The sequence below is a fragment of the Roseiarcus sp. genome (assembly GCF_052145395.1).
Classification (GTDB): Bacteria; Pseudomonadota; Alphaproteobacteria; order Rhizobiales; family Beijerinckiaceae; genus Roseiarcus.
Map to the genome: position 1 here is coordinate 1 of NZ_JBKQOT010000369.1, position 2,667 is coordinate 2,667.

The window sequence follows — 2,667 nt, forward strand, 5'->3', positions numbered from 1 at the left end:
GATCGAGATCGTCGACTCGCGCATCGCGGACTGGAAGATCGGCATCCTCGACACGATTGCCGACAACGCGTCCTCCGGCCTCTATGTGCTCGGCGCCAGCCCGAAGAAGCTCGACGGCCTGGAACTGCGTCTCTGCGGCATGGTGATGGAGATGGGCGGCGAGGAAGTCTCGGTCGGAGCGGGCGCCGCCTGCCTCGGCGACCCGCTGTCGGCGACGCTCTGGCTCGCAAAGACCATGGCGAAAGTCGGACGGCCTCTGCAAGCGGGCGACACGGTGATGTCGGGCGCTCTCGGGCCGATGGTGACGGTCAAAAGGGGCGAAGTGTACGAGGCGCGCATCTCGGGCCTCGGCTCCGTCCGTGCGGCATTTGCGGAGGAGCAAGCTTAGATGGCGAGAATTCCCTGCGCGATCATCGGGTCGGGCAACATCGGGACCGACCTGATGATCAAGGTCATACGCAAGTCGCAGCATCTGGAAATGGGCGCGATGGTCGGCATCGATCCGGCCTCCGACGGGCTCGCGCGCGCCGCGCGGCTCAGCGTGCCGACGACGCATGAAGGCATCGAGGGGCTGCGCAGACTGCCGAATTACGCCGACGTCGGCGTCGTGTTCGACGCGACCTCGGCGGGCGCGCATATCCGCAACAACGAGATTCTGCAGCGCAACGGCAAGAAGGTCATCGACCTGACGCCGGCGGCGATCGGACCGTTCACCATCCCCGTCATAAACGGCGACGCCAATCTCTACGAGCCGAACGTCAACATGGTCACCTGCGGCGGACAGGCGACGATCCCGATCGTTCACGCCGTGCGCCGCGCGACGAACCGCGTGATCTGGGGCGAGATCGTCGCCTCGATCTCCTCGAAATCGGCCGGCCCCGGCACGCGCGCCAATATTGACGAGTTCACCGAGACGACCTCGAAGGCGATCTGCGAGCTCGGCGGCGCCGAGCGCGGCAAGGCGATCATCATCCTCAATCCGGCCGAGCCGCCGCTGATCATGCGCGACACGGTGTTCACGCTCTCGCAGGGCGGCCATCAGGAAGAGATCGAGAAGTCGATCCTCGACATGGTCGCGGCGGTGCAGAAATACGTGCCGGGCTATCGGCTGAAGCAGAAGGTGCAGTTTGAGCATATCGGCGACAATCTACCGGTGCGCATCCCCGGCGTCGGCCCGTGTTCGGGCCTGAAGACGACGGTGTTCCTCGAGGTCGTGGGCGCGGCGCATTATCTGCCGGCCTATGCCGGCAATCTCGACATCATGACCTCGGCGGCGTTCACGACGGCGGACCGCTGGGCGGGCCGGCAGCTGGCGAAGGAGGCCGCGTGATGGCGCGCGCGAATCCGAACAAACTGTATGTCCAGGACGTCACGCTGCGCGACGGCATGCATTCGATCCGGCACCAGTATCATCTGGAGTCGGTGCGGGACATCGCGCGTGCGCTCGACCGCGCCAAGGTCGACGCGATCGAGATTTGCCACGGCGACGGCATCACCGGCTCGACGTTCAATTACGGCTTCGGCGCGCACGACGACGGCGAGTGGATCGAAGCGGTCGCGGCGGAATGCAAACATGCGCGCGTCGCGGTGCTGCTGATTCCCGGCATCGGCACGGTGCACGATCTGAAGGGCGCCTACGACCGGGGCGCGCGCAGCGTGCGCATCGCGACGCATTGCACGGAGGCGGATGTCTCCAGGCAGCATATCGAGGCGGCGCTGAAGCTCGGCATGGACACGGTCGGCTTCCTGATGATGGCGCATATGGCGCCGACGGCGAAGCTGGTTGAACAGGCCAAGCTGATGGAGAGCTACGGCGCCGAATGCGTCTATGTGACGGATTCGGCGGGCGCGCTGCTGCCGGCGCAATACGCCGAGCGGGTGAAGGCGTTTCGTCAGGCACTGAAACCGGAGACGGAGATCGGCGTCCACACGCATCACAATCTGACGATGGGCGTCGCCAATGCGGTGGCGGGGATCGAGGCGGGCGCGGTGCGCGTCGACGCCTCGCTCGCCGGCATGGGCGCGGGCGCGGGCAATGCGCCGATCGAGGCGCTGATCGCCGTGCTCGAGCGGATGGGCATCGAGACGGGCTGCGATCTGCATGGCCTGATGGACGCGGCTGACGATCTCGTGCGGCCCTTGCAGGACCGGCCCGTTCGGGTCGACCGCGAGAGCCTCTCGCTCGGCTTCGCCGGCGTCTATTCGAGCTTCCTGCGCCACGCCGAGAACGCCTCCAAGCTCTATGGCGTGGACACGCGCGACATTCTCACCGAACTCGGCCGCCGCCGCATGGTGGGCGGGCAGGAGGACATGATCGTCGACGTCGCGCTCGACATTCTCAAGCAACGCGAACATGGCGCCGCCGAAGCTGCGCGCTGACGTCTCGTTCTGCGCGGTGAGCCCATCCGGCTTTCTATTTCGAGCTCGGCTGGAGCTCTGACGGCGACGACGAGAGCGAGTCCTGGCCGCCGGTGACTAATGAGGGCATCAACGTCCGGACTCGCAGCGGCAAGCGGCGATGGTCAAGAGATCAAGGGATCAGCAGCGCTCTTCCTGGAGCGTGACGGCGCACGTGGTCGAAGGCTTTAGGCGCGTCGCGTAGAGGCGCCCGGATTCCGATCGGAAGAGAGAGCCGACCGAGCTCGACGAGCCGCGCCATTTCCGAAA

3 protein-coding genes are annotated in these 2,667 nt (G+C 66.1%); all 3 read left to right on the top strand.

The features are described from left to right. Positions 1-388 (top strand): 2-keto-4-pentenoate hydratase (locus tag ACLP25_RS12335; protein WP_442469487.1); only part of this gene is annotated, 388 nt, incomplete at its 5' end. Beyond that, positions 389-1,330, top strand: coding sequence for an acetaldehyde dehydrogenase (acetylating) (locus ACLP25_RS12340; RefSeq protein ID WP_442469488.1), 942 nt, complete (start codon positions 389-391; stop codon positions 1,328-1,330). It begins immediately after the preceding gene. Further along, on the top strand, positions 1,330-2,379 hold the full coding sequence (gene dmpG, locus ACLP25_RS12345; protein WP_442469489.1) for a 4-hydroxy-2-oxovalerate aldolase: 1,050 nt from the start codon (positions 1,330-1,332) through the stop codon (positions 2,377-2,379). Before ACLP25_RS12340 ends, dmpG begins: the two co-directional genes overlap by 1 nt. Positions 2,380-2,667 lie beyond the last annotated feature (288 nt).